The organism is Clostridium puniceum, assembly GCF_002006345.1.
Classification (GTDB): domain Bacteria; phylum Bacillota; class Clostridia; order Clostridiales; family Clostridiaceae; genus Clostridium; species Clostridium puniceum.
Genome location: NZ_LZZM01000234.1, coordinates 64,776 through 80,806 on the forward strand (window position 1 = coordinate 64,776; position 16,031 = coordinate 80,806).

Sequence of the window (16,031 nt, forward strand, 5' to 3'; positions counted from 1 at the left end):
TAATCACCTCTTTCTTATTTACTTGAGTTTATTATATCTTTAATATATTGTTTTAAAGTTTTATCTCCAATATATAATGTTCCTCCGTTGACGAGAATGATATCTTTTTCAAATTTTCCATCTCCATATACTCTTATTACATCTTCAACGTATAAATCATCACGTACATATAATCCTGTTCTATCTTCCATTGCCTGTAATTGTGCTGGAAAACCATTAGTACCTCTAATAGTAACTCCTAAACTATTGATTTCACACGATGTATCACCATCTTCTACCATAAATCCACCATCTGCTGTACATATACCACTATTATCATCAACTTTAAAAACTGTATTACTCTTGTGTTTTAATTTAAATTTTCCATCTTTTACAGTCAACCCATTTTTATCTATTGTTACGCTAGAACCACTTGCACCCGTGCAAGCAACTTTAAATTCTTCTTGGTTTAAAGTCCATCCCATACCAGTATTATCCCTTTGGACTACTGCATTTATCTTCCCTGCTTCTATTTCTATCTGGGATTTTAAATTATTATCTGTCTTAGTTACAGCTTGCAAAATACTTTCTTCTGTTACTTTTATTTCACTACTTAAAGTCTTTTGCATATTTTCTACTTTTAAAGATATTTGTTGTTTAGCAAAATCAACTTGTTTAACTGTAGCATTTATAATATCTGTTATATCTTGCTTCGCAAATCCAATTTCTAATTTACTATATTTATCTAACAGTACATTATAAATAGTCTTATTTATCCTTCCACTTAAATCCAGATTTAATAGCTTATGTTTTATTTCTACTATATCCCCTAAGTCTGTACTTTCTAATATTGCATATTCTTTGTATTCTTCTGTTTTTCCTAACGTCACCAAGTCAACTGAATAATTAAAATTAATTTGATCTAGCTTATCTTGAGTAAACATCGTATTACAAGTATTTCTTATAACTGAATATGCTTCTGCTTGCGTTACTTCGTCTGAGCCTCTCTCACTTTTACCATCCCAAATTTTTAATTTGAGTTCCACATCTTTAAAGTATCTTTTCTCATAATTATTTACCTTTGTAGATTCTACATAATATTCTGGCAATCTTAAATCTCCTACTTTAGGTATTAAAACAGTTACTAAATCTGTATCATCTGTAGTTTCTTTTATGGAAGATACATTTTTACCATAAGCTATAGTAAAGCCCTCATCAGAACCTCTACTATCAACTATATCTATAATATTATTATTTATAATAAATTCTCCGCCATACTCACTTAAAATACTATTTTTTTTGCCTATTAAAGCTTCTAATACAGTACCTTCTTCTATATTAACTATCACATTGTTAGTAGTATTATTATCTAAATTTCCAGCTACAAATCTATGCTTTTCTAAAGCATTATCTAATACAATTTGTATAGCTTCTTTTCTTGTTTTACCTACTATTGTCATAGCTCTTACTCTATTTGCTTTTAAGTCTGCAATTAGTTTAGCTTCTGCATATACAACTACGTTAGTAGCTGTTTTATTTACTTTTCTTATTCTAAATTGTTGCTCTGGCCTATTATCTTTAACTGGACAAGTAATGATATTACCTCTTACTATATATTTACTGATTCCTTTTGTATCTTGTAATGGATACTCTAAATCTAAAGCAAATTCACCATTGATTATTTCTGTTATTTCACATTTAGTACACTCATTTAGAATCCATTGATTACCTTTAAAATTCTTTTCTGTGCTTTCCCATAATCTAATCATTAAATCACTCTCCAATTTGGAATCACCTCTAATTTAGTTACACTTCCACTCCAAGTAATTGTATTTTTACCTACATCTAAATATGGGAAGTAACCCTCCATTAATTTTCCCTTACCATCTAATACTTCTTCTATTTCAGATATTATTGTTATTGAATCAGATAAATTAGATAGAGTAAAAGCTCTACCATTTATATTTATAGTAATATTTCCACTACCATAAACCGTTATAATCGGTAAAGCTTTATAATTTCCAAAGTTATTTAGTATTGTTTTATTTGCTATTATAATTTTTTTATTTTTTCCACTTATAAAGTACTTAAATGGCTGGCATCTAAATTGTATTAAAAAGTTATACATTTGATTTTTTATTATTTCTTCAATAGGAATCTGATTATTAATTCTAGCTTTATAATAAAATTCTTCTTGGTTACTAAAGGTTACTTCTCCATCTCCCCTAAGCCAGTTGCAAAGCACATATGGATCATTACCAAAATAATCTGCTTCAACTTTTTTAGTATCTCCACTATAACCTTTAAATTCTGTTAAAAATCCATCTCTGCCTTCTATTGTAATTTCCTCTGTATTTTCAGTGCTTAAAGAAACAGGTGGTAAAGATATTACCTTAACACCCATTTCATCAGAGCTTATTCCATTCCATATAAACATTTTACCACCCTTTCTATACTAGTTTTCTCTTACTTAAGAATGCAATTTCCTGTGCTAATTCTTGTACATTCTGCTTATCTGTTCCATTAAAGTTTTCTATGTTTATGTTTATTCCATTGTCATTGTTATTTGTAGTTGTAGGATTGTTTACACCTGCTGAATTATTTACAGAAGCTGCAATACTTGCAGTAGTGCTTGCAGTTTCAAAGCCTACACTAGCCTTTAATTTGTCAGTTAAATCTGATATATTATAGCTTAATTGCTCTTGTAAATTTGGTGTTTCTAATTCAATACCTACACCAATACCTTTGATTATATTTTTGCCTATCTCATCTCTAAAAACTCTAGAAGGTGAATGTATGTCTAAATTGTCTTTAAACCCTTCTACAAAACTATCGCATAGACCTCCAATCCATCCTGTCATGCTATCCCAAGCATCTTCAATCCCCTGTCTTATTCCAGCAACTATGTTGCCCCCTATTGTAATCATTTGACTTGGAATATTAGAAATTGTATTAACTATTCCTGTAACTACATCACTCGCAGCTGTTGTGGCTGTACTTAACATATTGGCACCCCATGTTGATAGATTAGTTAAGGTCGTATCTAACCAGGTCATTATTTGAGTTGGAAGCTGCATGAAATAGTTAACTATTGCTGTTATTATACCTGACACTGTAGTTGTTGCTGCTATCAGCATATTACTTCCCCAAGTTGTTAAATTAGTTATGATTGTATCTAACCAAATCATTATTTGAGCTGGAAGCTGCATGAAATAGTTAACTATTGCTGTTATTATACCTGATACTGTAGTTGTTGCTGATGTCAGCATATTACTTCCCCAAGTTGTTAAATTAGTAATAACGGTATCAAGCCAAGTCATTATTTGACTTGGAAGTTGTGCAAAAAAATTAACTATTCCCTCTATCCAAAGTGGCACATTAGTTGATAAATATTCCCAAGTATTTACACACCAGCTAACTATAACTGCTAATACTGCACCCAATCCATATGCTATTTGATTAGGTAACTCTGCAAGGAAAACTCCTATGGAGTCTATCCATGCTGGTATTGATTCTGTAAAAAATGTGACTATAAGATTCCATCCATCACTACATGACTGACATACACTTTGCCATAAAGTATCAAAAAATCCTGGCAAAGTCTCTGTGAAAAATGCTGCCACTGTATTCCAGCCATCACTACATAACTGATATATAGTTTGCCACAAGGTTCCAAAAAATTCTGGAACTGTTTCTGTGAAAAATTCAACTAAGCTGTTAAAGGCTGCTGGAATTGTTTCTGTGAAAAATGTACAAATACCTTCCCATACTGTAGTAGCAGCTTCTGAAATAGCATTCCATGCACCTATTATAGCTTCTCTAAAGCCTTCATTTGTAGTCCATAGATACATTAGTGCTGCTATAAGTCCTGCTATTATTGAAATTACAATACCTATAGGATTAGCATCCATTGCTGCATTATACAGCCATTGTGCAACTGTTAATCCTTCTGTTGCTAATTTAGCTGCTTGGAATGCTTCAACTACCCCCATAACTAAGTTAACTACTTCAAATACTTTAAGAGCAGTTCCAATCCCAACAATCCCCATTGCAATTGCATCACTGTTACCAAGAATCCAGGAAAGACCATCTGTTAGTTCTGGTAGACACTCTTCTGCTACTCCAGTTATGCTTTCTGCAAATTCTCCTAATTTTTCTGCTATTGCTTCAACTTTAGAAGATATTTCATCAGACCCTAAAGCTTCTTTTAGAGCATTTGCCATATCATCTAAACATGGTAAAACTTTCTCTGCTATTGGAGTCAAAAACGTTTCCTCCAATTGACTTTTTACCTTGTTGCTTAAATCTTCAAGTCCTTTTTCAAAGTTACTTGTATCAATAGAAGTATCAATACTAATCGAATTATCTGCCATTTGTTCACCACCTTTCATCATATATTTTCAAACAAATAACAAGTTAATATTATGTTTGTATGTTCACTTAATAGATAAGCTCTGAGACAAACATATCTTCTTACTCCTTTTTAACATATATTGTATTTTTAACTTATAATTTTAATTAATATCCCCATATATAAAACCCTATAATAATCCATTTAAATCCCCATCTCCCATTAAAGCTTCTTCTAAAGCATTGATTTTTTCTTTTTCATTTTTGGATTTTGGAATTTCATAAAGTTTTTTCATTTTTCTATAATATTCTTTTTGCTCCTTAGACATTTTATTATCTATGGTCATAGCTCTATAGCCCATTATTTTCACTATTTCATTATCTTCTTTAAGTGCTTTAAACATAGCTTTAAACTTCCACCAATGAAGATCCTCTACATCCTGTAAATCCATATTATATTGCTCTAAAAATGCACTGTAAATATATTCATCATCATACTCAAAAGAATAAATCTTCTCACTCTTGGTACTACCTATTTGAGAACTTTGATTTTTTATATCCTTACCGCCTCGATAAAACCATAATGCCTTATCAATTGCTTCATTAATATTTTTATCAATATCCTTTGGAATAATTGGGTAATATAGTTCTAGTGTTTTTAATATCTTTTCTTTATCACTAAGCTGGTAATCTTGCACCATCATTTCAAAGAGAATGGAGGTACGAAAATCGAAATTAATCTCATATTCTGCTCCACCAATTTCTACTGATTTTGGCAATAAATCAATTAAGATATTCATTATTTTGTCTTAACTTTACGTTTAGCTCTGTTAGAAGTATATTTAGATGCAATAGTGTCTAATTCTATTTCTGATTGTTCTATTTGATTAGAAATTCCATTCTTTAGTTCATCGAATGCCTTTAAACAAATTAATAAATTAACTTTATCACCAAAAACCTTTTTATCTGCACCCTCTCCAAAAAGTTCATTAAAACAGTTAAATACTGCATTGCATTGTTTTCTAATTGCAGCAGAAAGTTTAAGACCTTTTGAATCCTGTGCTTCCTTTATTACTTTATCAATGGTTTTTTCATACTTTTCAGAACTATCTGCATCAAATATATCTAATTCACCAATTTCTACATTATTAATAATCATCTAAATTCCTCCTATAATCTTTTATTGTTAAATATTATTTTAATGTTTTATTTATGTAATCAATAAATCAATTCGAAAGTAACAGACCCCGTTATACGAGTCTGTTGTCTTTTCAATTCCTTTATACGGCTGGAATGAATTTTTTAGTAGTAACATTGAAAGTTCCATGCACTATATCACCAATTCCAAGTAAGTTACCTGTTGCAGCCATTTGCCCATCATTGTTGTCAAAACTTGCAACTTCTATTGCTATTCTGAATTTTCTAGCTTTGAATTCGCCATCAACAGCGCCCTTTTTGTCTAAATCAACGATAACATAATCAGTTTCACAATCAGAACCAACTAATTGCATTTCACCTACATTACAGATAAAATCAACAGCCTTTTCATCTCTTATTTGATCTGTTACATATGCTGTAGTCCAGTCATATCCTAGTATGCTCTTAGTAGCTGATTTGTCATTTACGTACTTCTTTGAAGCTGTTTGCGCTGCTGGAGTTTCAATTAAATCTGTAAAACCAGCTCCCATTAACGCGTATTCTTCTACACCTGCTCCTACATTTAAATAATTTGCAAAACTCTTTCTTTGTTTAATTGTTCCCATTATATTTTCCTCCTAAATAATTAATTTTTAATATTTACTTATGTAATTGCATAAGCATTGATTTCCCTGAATTACTCAGGTTAAGTATTAATATTTTCTGTGTTTAAATTAAAGGCTAATTTTAACTGATTGCTCCCTCATCACCCCCTTTAATCGTAATATAGAATAAACCTTTGGAAGTGTTGTATGTAATCTTACACTTTTTTACCTATGCTTTTAATCAAAAAAGACATCTATATTTCTATAAATGTCCTTTTGTTTAAGGTGTATTAGAATTTAAGCATAAAAATAACAGTTCAAAAATATTTTACATTCTGAGCTGCTTTATTTAATATGCTTTATGAGGGGAAATTATCTTTTGTTCCCACTTACTATTATAAGGGTTATTATTCTCAATTTCTTATACATTTTCTCTAATTATATTGTAATTTTTATATAATTTTTCTATGAAATAAGGTTTTTTTACATTATTAAATAAGCTTTACCTCTTTGATTTAAGTTAAAGAATGTAAAATTCCTCTCCTTTTTACTATTCCAGAGTTTTATTATTATCCAATGGTTGCTAGTTCCGCTAACTCCTTATATTGCTCTGAAGTAATTTTTTTGCTTGCCATAAAAATATCTAAGGTTTCACATAAATTAGCTTTATCAGTTTCTAGAATACCATCTTCTATTTCTCTTTCGATTCTACTTTTTAATATTTTTCCTAGCAGTTCTTGTAATTTTGTCATTTTAACATACCACCTTTTTTATAATCTTTATATACTTTGCTTATTAGTTAGTTGATTCTTGTAATTCTTTTTGTAATATATAGTTTTCCATGTCTGCTAATCTTTGTTTTAAAGTTTCTATTTCAGTTTGTTGTGGCTTTTGTGGATTTAAGTATTCTTCATATACTTCATCAGCAGTTTTTAATATTTCATATTTAAATTCTTTTTCTTTAATTCCATCAACTTCATTTTCTTCTTCAACATAATTTACTTTTGGAGTAAAAATCATTCCATCTATTTCTTTAAACATTCTTTCATATTCTTTTTGTGTTACCATTATTTGCGTATCCTCCTATACTGAAAAAGTCACTTGTATTGAATGCCATGTTTGTGCTGTTGGTGTACTATTCATAGCAACAGTACCATCTTTATATACTCTAAATTCAGAATGCTTGTTTCCCCCCCAAGCTGTACCTATAATATTATTTCTAGGTCTATAACCTTCTGGTAAATAAAACATTGCACTTTGATTAGGTGATGAACTTATAACTAAAATAGATAAGTTGACCAAATTTCCACTCTTCGTTAAATCAGTTCCATAAGTAACATCTGACCATCTTGACCATCCATTGTAGAATTGTGTTATTGTTGTAGTTTCAGTTGTATTCAAAGGTTTCCATTTTAACCAAACTCCATTTACTCTAGCTCTCTCAAAAATCAGATCATTATGTGGAGTATAAAATATTTGTCTAACCCATTTTGGATCTGCTAAATTCCAATAATTAACAACCTGTAAAACTCCTTGATTATCATAGTATCCTGGATATTCAGTTGGAACTCCTGCCCCCCACGAACCTGAGTACATACCAGTATCTGTTAAGTTGTCTGCATTCATGCCATCAGCAGCTCTTTGATGCATTGGTATTGCTCTCCATTGTGTCCATACACCTGATTGAAGCCATTTTGTGCGAATTGCCATTCCTGTCACTGCACCAGGATTACTATTTACAGTATTTGCAATCTGAGTGTAAAAATGCGGAGTTGCATATTGAATTACATGAACCCATCCCCCCCAAGAAGTTGTACCATGACCAGTTTCACTAATACTTGTATACCAACTTCCATCTGTTATATCTATATTGATTGAATTTAAATCATATTTTCTAATAATGTCTGTTGAATGTAATCCATCTAATAAATCTGCATTCAAATTTTTTTGTACTAATCCATCCTTATTGGCTTTACCACTATTCAATTCATTTATAGCACCCGTTATATCTTTTGCAGTAGTAGTTCTATTACTGTCAGTTATATTAGCTTTATTAGTATTTAAATCTAATATATCTTGAGTATTTTTTGACACTTTCGTATTAACATCTTGAACTTTTGCTTCTAATATATCAATATCCTTCCTAGTAGCAACAATTACAGTAGGATCTATCTTCAAAGTTACACTCTCTACATTACTTACTTCTAATATAATTTTGATGCATAAATCTTTTATGCTGCCTTCTGAAACTACTGGCTTATATGTTTCTGAAAGTTTACTTATTGCAATTAACTCATCGTCTTCATCAAAAATACCAGCTTCTCTAATGAAAAATCCTCCAATAGTCGCTGGTATTAAGGTTTCTATTACTATCCAGTTTGGGTTATTTTCATCTACAGAAATTGAGCCTATATTTCCTGACCAGACTTGATTTACAAGTGAGGTTTGATTTTCTGACGGCTCATAGTAAGCTCCTTTTCCATCGCCTACTTTTAATGTTTTAAAATTCACTTTACTGCCTAAGACTGCTGAATTTGCTAATTTTGCTTTTCCTGTTGAGGTTAGTATTGTATAAAAATTTTCTGCCAAATTAAATCCTCTCCTTTTTATTGTTTTTTTATTTTGTTTATTAAATTTTAATCCTTTATTCTTTTGAATATATTGTTTTATACTTTTTATAAAAGATTTTTATTTATAACCTTTCTTAAATTCCAGTAGTTATAACTTTATTAAAACTGTAATAGTTATAATTTTTCTAAGATTTTAATGGATATATTGTCATAGTTTCTGAACCTTTATTTTGACTTACGCCAACTTCTAGTTTTGTGCTTGTTTCAATGTTTCTAGCAATCCAAGGGTAAACCGTTAAAATTTCACCTGTTGTAGCAGCTAATTTGTAATAAGCTTTTCCTCTAGAAAGTGATGTCAATTTATATTTTGTTCCTAGATGTGCTGGTTTTACTATATCTATAAAATCATACATACTTTTTAATTCATAAGAAAATCCTAAATTACTTAATAAATTTACTTCAAAATAATACTCATCATTATGTTGAATTACTTCAACTTCTGAAGCAAAGCTTCTACAAATTTGCTTTATTGTTTCAACCGTAGTTGTACTTCTATTAATAAGCTTTGCTAAAACTCTTGCTCTTCTTTCTTCTAAGGTTTTAGATGTATTAGTCGAGATTCCAATACGCTTTTCCCAAAGACTTATTCCCCATTCTGTCGCAGTTTGAGGCAGAATTTGCAAAAATAAATCTGAAATATCTACTTCTAATTGTTCAAATATATCTCCATGAGCATTAAATATTTCCTTGAAAATATAACTACTTTGTATTTCATAAGGCACATAGCTCTTTAATTTTTCTGCACATTTATTATTTTCTACTTCATTATTTAAGGACTTATTCATAAATAAATTTACTTGTGATACCTTACTCATAAATAACTCCCCCTAACAATAAATAACATCTTCTAAAAGGTAACTTATTCATAGGTTATACCTCCTAAAGATGCTTTGTTTTCATCTATAACTAGTATATTTTTACTTTGATCATTTATCTTAATTGAAGTTAGATCATTTACCCCTTCTGTCATCATTATTACAGCTTCAACAGCATTTATCTTAACTGCTCCCCCTGCTGATAATTTTTTAAAATATGCATCAAGTGATTTTTTAATATTAAGCTTTACATCTTCTAAGCTGAATTTATCTTCTATGATTAAACCTTGAATTTTAACATCTATTTGCATAGGCGTTACTGATATGACAGTAACCGTAGCACCTATAGGAGCTTTTCCAAATCCTGCTCCATCATGTGGATCAATATATTCTTTTACATTTTGAACTATAGTATCATCTAACTGAGCCCCATTGTCACCTGCAACTATTATTTTTACAGTACCATTCCCCTTCCAAAGAGGTTTTACTTTAACCGACTCTACTCCAGACACTTCCATTGCCCATTTTTCATAGTCGTATACATTTCCACTACTGCTTTCGTCTCTTTCTTTTGATATAATTCTTTCAAGCAGCTCCTCACTAGTTTCTCTATCGGTACCACTAGTAGTTGTATTTAAATTAGTTACGCTTATTATTCCATTAATTTTAATTGGAATTTGAACTATAGTATTTGATGGTACATTATACTTTGAACCCATTTCCATTGCTTTAATCCCTAAAGTACATTTTCCATTTACAATTTTCCCTTGAGAAGTTACTTTGTATTTTAAACCTTCAACCGTTTGGACAATGCTGTTTTCATTAATTATAGAATTATCTACGCCTGTAAAGGTTACTTCACCTATGGAATATATTCCTTGCTTACGCTTTAATCCATGCCTTGCTGCATCCTTATCCATAAATTTATCATAGTCTTCTTGTGGAATTTCTGGTGCTGGTTCTCCAAATATTAACTTTAAAATTATATCTAATACGGTATAACATTCAGATATTTTTTTTGCAGCTGGTGCAATTGCATCATATACAAAATATCCTTCACTTTTAGATATTCCAGAATCAATACTACTTAACATCTCTTTTTTTAAAACTTCTTCTGTATTATTTTCAAACATCAATTATCACCTCCCCACAATCAGTTATTGCTGTAAATGTAATTTTTAAAGTATCCTTACTTTTATCAGCCTTAAAATTACTAATACTTAGAATGTGTTCATTTTCTTTTAAACATTCTAAAGTTAATCTTTCTGCTTCACTTTCAGCCAAGCTTTTACTAATTCCTTTTCCAACCAAACTCTCAAGCTCTTGTCCATAGCTATCACTATAAATTGGATATATGGCTTTACTTGTTTTAAGAGCTTTCCATATCCAAATCTTTAAAGCTTCTGTGCCTTCTACTATTTGAAACTTTCCATCCTTTAGCTTAAAATCATTTTTTTCAAAATCCCAAGCATATTCCTTTGGTATACTTACTTCTGCTTCTTCTTCTGGAAATGAAGCAACTACATTTGCTAAAATTGAATTAGTTTCTGGCAATATATTAGCCATCACATTTCACCACCTTACAAAGTATTATCCATACTTGATTACCTCCTATAGGAAAAACTGCAAGTTCATCACCAATCTTAATAGTATCCTTAGTTACTATTGTATTTCCTGTGCAATTAGGCGATATAGATACGTTTCGAGAATACCCTTGCAATAAATAATCAGCTATATAAAGATCATCCTTATATAGCTGTAAATTATTTGTTTGAATTATAATTTCAGGCGGTGGTGATATAACCTTGCCAATACAAATACTTAGTGGATTACATTCTGCACCTTTCTTTGTCATTAAATTTAACATTTTTACATAGGGATCCATTAGCTATCCACCTCCTGTAAATCCATTTTATTTGTTAAGCTGACTGTCAGCTTCATAGTATACTTTCCTGTCCCGCATTCCCAGGTATGAGAATCAGCATTAATGTATACTGTAGTATTATTCAATAAGCCTAAATACCATACTTTAGTCATAGCTGCATATCCTGTTATACAGCTATAATCTCCCATAGCTTCAATTGATATTTCATCACTAAAACCATATAATTTATTTCGTGCTACGGTATAAGTATCCTTATCATCTTCTACTGAATAAGTTGTTTGGAAAACACCATAGCTTTTTACTGCTTCTGCATTTTCAACTTTATCTACGTAATTTCCATCAGCATCAAAAATAACAACCCTGTTTATCATATTTTCTAAAGTATCTTTATAGCTTAAATCTATAATATTATTGTTATATACATCCTTATTACTTGACTGAAGTGTGTAATTTGAAATAACTTGTCCTTTTTCAATTATGCTTAATTTGTCAGCTTTCATTATTGGAATATATTGTTTTCCATTTTGTTTGCTTACCTCACTATAACACTGCATTATTATGTTATAGTAAGTTTTATCTGGACATACTCTATTAATTGGAAAACCTGTAACTGCTATATCACCTAATTTTATATTTACCTCTTCACAAGCTTTAGCTGTAACATTTTCTGGTGGCATATTCTTAATATTCATACTTGTAGATGAATTCATAATAAACCTCATATAGTCATAGCAAGTGAAGGTTTCCTCTTGACTTGAACTGCTTAAAGTTCTATCCACTACTTCGCCTCTAAAGATTTCTCCATGTTCCTCCTCCACAACACTAATTAAGGTGCCTGGACCTATTTGAACTCTAGGCTGATTTTTATCTGATAATGAATAAATCATACTAAATGCACATTTTCTCGCAGGCTGATCTACCGATGCTGATAATTCAACACTTTTACATACTGGGGTTATATCTGTTAAATTCCATCCATCGTATAAGCTATAAATTTTAATCATATTCTTCACCTAATATTTCAAGCATATATTGGCTTTTATTTTTTTCTTCTAAAATACTAACCATATATTTGCTTTTAATTTTTTCACCTAATATCTTAAGCCTATATTTACTCTTAATATTTTTTTCTAATACTTCAATCATAAGTTTCCACCCAATATATTGTTTGAATTTGTTAAACTAAAGCTTGACCCCCATGTGCCTACAAGCTTTTGATTCAATTTTATAACCTTATATTGTTTTAAATTTAAAGTAAAATATACATCTCTAGTGCCATCATTTTCACCATATTCAAAGGTTTCTATTGAAAATAAATCATTAATAGGTGTATTAGTTAGAATTACTCTTATAGGCTTTTTGTTTTTCCTCCACTTTTCTATTTGTGCTACGCACTCAAAAGGCTTAGGAATATTAGAATATGCGCAAAAATTATATTCTTGTGCAGGAAAAAAGCCTTCAAAAGATATCTCTGAAAGCTTTGAATCTCCTAATATATTTACTTCTCCAATGGATTCAACATTAACTACTGAATTATTATTACCTAATTTTAATAAATAACTAGAAGGTGGTACTGGCAATTGCAGCCAGGTTCTACCTTGATTAAACCAAAATTCTATCATATAAAATACCTCCTATCCCATTCCAAGTGCTGTTTGAGTTAATTTGTTTGCTAGTGCTGTCGCAATTTTATCTATATCGCCTTCTTCTCTAATTATTATGGAATCAGCAAGTTTAGCTATTGTTATTGCAAAACCATTTTGAGCTGTGTCATCCTTAGCTGTTGTACCTGCTGCCTTTACATTTTCAGCCTTACTTCCACCAGATAAATTCTTATTCATATTAGTTTTAATACCAACTGAAAGATTTTTAACTGGATCAGTTACTAAATGAGTATTAACTTTGATTCCAGTTCCCATACCTTTTAGAAAATCTGGCATCCAAGTCTCATAATCTGTAAGAGGACCTTCATCTGGAACTGAAAAATGAAGGAAAGATCTTATTTTATCAGCAATTCCTGTAACTGCTTCAGTAACTCCTTCAATTTTAGATTTTATTCCATTTATAATTCCATCAACAAAATCTTTTCCCCAAGTAATTGCAGTTTTTGCCATATCCTTAAATACTGCACCTATAGCAGTTATAATATTTTTTACAATATCAACAGCTCCATTAAATACTGTTCCTACAGTGCTTTTTATAGTGTTCCAGGCTCCTGACCAATCTCCATTTATAATTTGCATTACAGTTTTAATAACTCCTGTAACTACGCTAAGTACGGTTGAAATTATTGTTTTTATATTATTAAAGGCTGCACCTACAACTATTTTTATAGTTTGTCCATGCGCCTTCCAAAAAGTTGTTATTCCTCCTAAAACTGTGGTTATAACATTTTTGATAGCTGTCATAACTGTTGTAATAGTTTGTTTTATAAGTGGCCAGTTAGACATTACAAAGCTTATTAACTTTCCAAAGATTTGAATTGCAAATGTTAATACTGGTTTTAATATAGAGTTCCAAACTGATTGAATTCCTTTAAATACATTTTGAATTACAATTTTTATTTGTGGCATATGTGCTTTAATAAATTCTACTAAGGATTTAACTACTATAGTTATTAGTTTTATAGTATTTGTTACAACGGCACCAACTTTGGATCCAAATAAATTAGTAAATAATGCTCCTAGCCCTTGAGCTGCACTTCCTGTTTTCTTAAATACATCAATTGCTGATTTTACTGCTCCTGAAATTTTATTAAATACAGATACAACAAAGTCTCTTATTCCGCCAAAATTAGTAGCAAAAGCGGCTGCTAGTAATGCAATTACTCCCACAACTAGCATAATGGGAATTGGAAACTTAGTAAATAAACCTATAACTCCTGAAAGAGGCTGAAAGAACATTCCTATCATATTTTTAAACATTCCAAAGCCACCAATTAATGTTCCAAATACTGCTGTAAGACCTAAAGTTTTTGCAATAATATCCATTATGGGTTGTGGTACATTTTTTATTGCCTGTGCTATACTTAGAAACACTTCTGCTGCCTTACTTACATAAGGTAATAAAGCTGTACCTATTGTTGTTTTTATACTACTTATAGTATTAGTTAATTGCTTTAACCTACCATCATAAGTATCTGCTGCTGCTGCTGCTTGCCCACCAAATTCCTTATTTAATTCGCTTAAAATTAATTTCTGAGCTCCAGCTGTATCACCAGCCTTTTGCATTGCTTCTACTTGCTTTTTTTGTCCATCCGTAAATCTAATTCCAACTCCAGCTAAATCTGCAAGTCCCTTAGTAGGATCGCTAAGCGCTTTGCCAAGCACTTTACTAGCTTCCACAGGATCAGTCCCCATTTTTTGGGCCATATCTATCATTGCTTGTGATGCCTTTGGAAATACATCTTTGCCTATATTAGTAAATGTAAGTAACATACTCTGACCTGTTTTAATTGCTCCAGCGCCAAATGTAGATGTATTGCTCAATTGTGATGCCATTTTACTTACTTCTTCGGCTGTAAATCCGGCAGCACCTCCAGTGGATTTAATTGTTTGTGCCAAATCTTTATTTATTTTTTCTGATTTTGCGGCACCATCTATGCAATCTTTTAAAAAACTTGCTGTAGAATTCCCCACCTCTCCTATTGCCTGTCTAGCTGTACTTAATCCACTTGCTAATCTATCACCAAATCCTAACGCTTTAGATGATTCATTCACTTTTTGTGAAGTTTCTATAGCCTTTTTCCCTAATCCATCCATAGATTGTTGAGCTTTTTGAATAGCAACAATAAAATTTTCTGTTATATTTATTGCAACATTCATTTGATTTACATTCACTTGTGTCATGTTGATTCCAGATGCCATTAATCATCACCCCCTGAATTTAGGGCTTCCATATTCCTATTCTTATCTTCTATTTCTTGTTCAATAAAAGCACTGATGATAATCTTTTCTCCAAATCCTCTATTTAAAGTTTCTGCTGGCCACTTATCATGCAGTTTCCAACAGTGGTATAGAAGATTAACCGTTTCATCAGTGCTTATGAGTTTTTTATGTCTTCTTTTTTATTTGAGGTAGCTTCTACTCCTGATATTTCTGTTACAGTATCTGCTAAAATATCAACTTCACCCGGTAAAAATATTTTATTCATAAGTTCCTTAGGTGTTGGAGTTTTAAAATGTTTCATAAGCTCCTCAGATCTAAGTTCTGAAACCCCTGCAAGAACTGTTTCTATTTTTGCCTGTGCTGTGGCAAAGCCTTGAATATTTCCTTTCTTATCTACTTGCAATACTCTTTCTTGAATTTCATTATATCTTTCCATAGAAATAGCATTACATGTAAAGGTAATTTCAGCATTTCCTAGTTTAGCAAGTTTAAGCTTTACCTCTTTTGATGGTACCTCAATTTTGCCAGCATCTATTTTTAATAATTGTTCTACTAAATTCATAATTTTCATCTCCACTTTCTATAATAATTTAATTAAAAATTTTCATTTTCTATAATAATTTAAATAAATTTTTTCCATATTTTATTGATTAATTTTTTCTATATATATTTTCTATACTAATTTAGATTTTTTTAAACCAAAAATGGCTAAGCCACTCTTATAATTGACAATTGACAGTTAA

The 16,031-nt window shown here is 30.7% G+C and carries 18 protein-coding genes; all 18 read right to left on the reverse strand.

What is annotated here, in order from left to right:
* Positions 1 to 14: 14 nt before the first annotated feature.
* Entirely contained in the window at positions 15 to 1,748 is a 1,734-nt protein-coding gene (locus CLPUN_RS25325; protein WP_077849968.1) for a phage tail spike protein, read from the reverse strand.
* Positions 1,748 to 2,416, reverse strand: a complete 669-nt coding sequence (locus tag CLPUN_RS25330) for a phage tail protein (RefSeq protein ID WP_077849969.1) — start codon at positions 2,414 to 2,416, stop codon at positions 1,748 to 1,750. The genes CLPUN_RS25325 and CLPUN_RS25330 overlap by 1 nt, the downstream gene beginning before the upstream one ends.
* Positions 2,417 to 2,429: 13 nt before the next feature.
* On the reverse strand, positions 2,430 to 4,352 hold the full coding sequence (locus CLPUN_RS25335; RefSeq protein WP_077849970.1) for a phage tail protein: 1,923 nt from the start codon (positions 4,350 to 4,352) through the stop codon (positions 2,430 to 2,432).
* A gap of 168 nt (positions 4,353 to 4,520) precedes the next feature.
* The gene (locus tag CLPUN_RS25340; protein ID WP_077849971.1) at positions 4,521 to 5,129 is read right to left on the reverse strand and encodes a bacteriophage Gp15 family protein; all 609 of its coding nucleotides are present in this window, start codon (positions 5,127 to 5,129) and stop codon (positions 4,521 to 4,523) included.
* Positions 5,129 to 5,488, reverse strand: coding sequence for a DUF6673 family protein (locus CLPUN_RS25345; RefSeq protein WP_077849972.1), 360 nt, complete (start codon positions 5,486 to 5,488; stop codon positions 5,129 to 5,131). The genes CLPUN_RS25340 and CLPUN_RS25345 overlap by 1 nt, the downstream gene beginning before the upstream one ends.
* Positions 5,489 to 5,609: 121 nt before the next feature.
* Positions 5,610 to 6,092 (reverse strand): hypothetical protein, encoded by a 483-nt coding sequence (locus CLPUN_RS25350; protein WP_077849973.1) that lies wholly within the window; start codon positions 6,090 to 6,092, stop codon positions 5,610 to 5,612.
* A gap of 548 nt (positions 6,093 to 6,640) precedes the next feature.
* On the reverse strand, positions 6,641 to 6,823 hold the full coding sequence (locus tag CLPUN_RS25355) for a hypothetical protein (RefSeq protein WP_077849974.1): 183 nt from the start codon (positions 6,821 to 6,823) through the stop codon (positions 6,641 to 6,643).
* Between the two features lie 43 nt (positions 6,824 to 6,866).
* Positions 6,867 to 7,139, reverse strand: coding sequence for a hypothetical protein (locus CLPUN_RS25360; RefSeq protein ID WP_077849975.1), 273 nt, complete (start codon positions 7,137 to 7,139; stop codon positions 6,867 to 6,869).
* Positions 7,140 to 7,154: 15 nt separating this feature from the next.
* Complete coding sequence (locus CLPUN_RS29000) at positions 7,155 to 8,660, reverse strand: phage tail-collar fiber domain-containing protein (protein ID WP_242954251.1); 1,506 nt, start codon at positions 8,658 to 8,660, stop codon at positions 7,155 to 7,157.
* Between the two features lie 166 nt (positions 8,661 to 8,826).
* The gene (locus CLPUN_RS25370; RefSeq protein ID WP_077849976.1) at positions 8,827 to 9,516 is read right to left on the reverse strand and encodes a putative phage tail protein; all 690 of its coding nucleotides are present in this window, start codon (positions 9,514 to 9,516) and stop codon (positions 8,827 to 8,829) included.
* Between the two features lie 44 nt (positions 9,517 to 9,560).
* Positions 9,561 to 10,649: a baseplate J/gp47 family protein gene (locus CLPUN_RS25375; RefSeq protein WP_077849977.1), complete on the reverse strand. Its 1,089-nt coding sequence runs from the start codon at positions 10,647 to 10,649 to the stop codon at positions 9,561 to 9,563.
* On the reverse strand, positions 10,642 to 11,082 hold the full coding sequence (locus CLPUN_RS25380; RefSeq protein WP_077849978.1) for a DUF2634 domain-containing protein: 441 nt from the start codon (positions 11,080 to 11,082) through the stop codon (positions 10,642 to 10,644). The genes CLPUN_RS25375 and CLPUN_RS25380 overlap by 8 nt, the downstream gene beginning before the upstream one ends.
* Positions 11,075 to 11,401 (reverse strand): DUF2577 domain-containing protein, encoded by a 327-nt coding sequence (locus CLPUN_RS25385; RefSeq protein WP_077849979.1) that lies wholly within the window; start codon positions 11,399 to 11,401, stop codon positions 11,075 to 11,077. The genes CLPUN_RS25380 and CLPUN_RS25385 overlap by 8 nt, the downstream gene beginning before the upstream one ends.
* Positions 11,401 to 12,405, reverse strand: coding sequence for an XkdQ/YqbQ family protein (locus CLPUN_RS25390; RefSeq protein WP_077849980.1), 1,005 nt, complete (start codon positions 12,403 to 12,405; stop codon positions 11,401 to 11,403). The genes CLPUN_RS25385 and CLPUN_RS25390 overlap by 1 nt, the downstream gene beginning before the upstream one ends.
* Positions 12,398 to 12,547 carry a hypothetical protein gene (locus CLPUN_RS27860; RefSeq protein WP_158078837.1) on the reverse strand — a complete coding sequence of 50 codons (150 nt, stop codon included), beginning with the start codon at positions 12,545 to 12,547 and terminating at the stop codon, positions 12,398 to 12,400. The genes CLPUN_RS25390 and CLPUN_RS27860 overlap by 8 nt, the downstream gene beginning before the upstream one ends.
* Positions 12,544 to 13,023 (reverse strand): hypothetical protein, encoded by a 480-nt coding sequence (locus CLPUN_RS25395; protein WP_077849981.1) that lies wholly within the window; start codon positions 13,021 to 13,023, stop codon positions 12,544 to 12,546. The genes CLPUN_RS27860 and CLPUN_RS25395 overlap by 4 nt, the downstream gene beginning before the upstream one ends.
* Positions 13,024 to 13,035: 12 nt before the next feature.
* On the reverse strand, positions 13,036 to 15,267 hold the full coding sequence (locus CLPUN_RS25400) for a phage tail protein (protein ID WP_242954252.1): 2,232 nt from the start codon (positions 15,265 to 15,267) through the stop codon (positions 13,036 to 13,038).
* 175 nt (positions 15,268 to 15,442) lie between these two features.
* Positions 15,443 to 15,850 (reverse strand): phage tail assembly chaperone, encoded by a 408-nt coding sequence (locus tag CLPUN_RS25405; protein ID WP_077849982.1) that lies wholly within the window; start codon positions 15,848 to 15,850, stop codon positions 15,443 to 15,445.
* Positions 15,851 to 16,031 lie beyond the last annotated feature (181 nt).